Origin of the sequence: Pseudomonas sp. K5002, from assembly GCF_013386655.1 — a bacterium.
GTDB lineage: Bacteria > Pseudomonadota > Gammaproteobacteria > Pseudomonadales > Pseudomonadaceae > Aquipseudomonas.
On record NZ_JACARK010001005.1, the window covers coordinates 1 to 404 of the forward strand.

The 404-nt window shown below is 63.4% G+C and carries 2 protein-coding genes; both read right to left on the bottom strand.

From position 1 onward, the window contains the following. Window positions 1-223, bottom strand: a 223-nt coding sequence (locus tag HX846_RS32435) for an FAD-dependent oxidoreductase (protein ID WP_178966975.1), incomplete at its 3' end; no start/stop codon positions are given. Between the two features lie 49 nt (window positions 224-272). Beyond that, on the bottom strand, window positions 273-404 hold a 132-nt coding region (locus HX846_RS32440), incomplete at its 5' end, for an AraC family transcriptional regulator (protein WP_178966976.1).

A 404-nucleotide genomic window follows, 5' to 3' on the forward strand; every position in this document is an offset into this window, starting at 1 on the left:
CGCCGTTACGGCCCGAGGCACCGAACCCGGCGGTTTGCGCCTCGATGATTGCGATTTTCAGCTCGGGCGCCTGGCGCTTCAGGTAATACGCGGTCCAGAGCCCGGTGTAGCCGGCGCCGATGATGGCCACGTTGACGTCCAGGTCCTGCTCCAGGGACGCGCGTGCCAGCAGCGGCTCGTCCAGCTGGTCCATCCATAAACTGATATTGCGCCATGCAGGCATGCCAAGCTCCACCACCACACTTCGATGGCAGTGATCCTAGAGCCTGGCCTCAGGGGCTGTCTTGCGCGCGTGCACGCAGGGAAATTTGTTTGACGTAGGCCTTGGGCGACTGGCCGGTGTGCTGGCGGAAGCTGCTGTAGAACGCCGACGTCGAATTGAAGCCGGCGGCAAACGCCAGTTC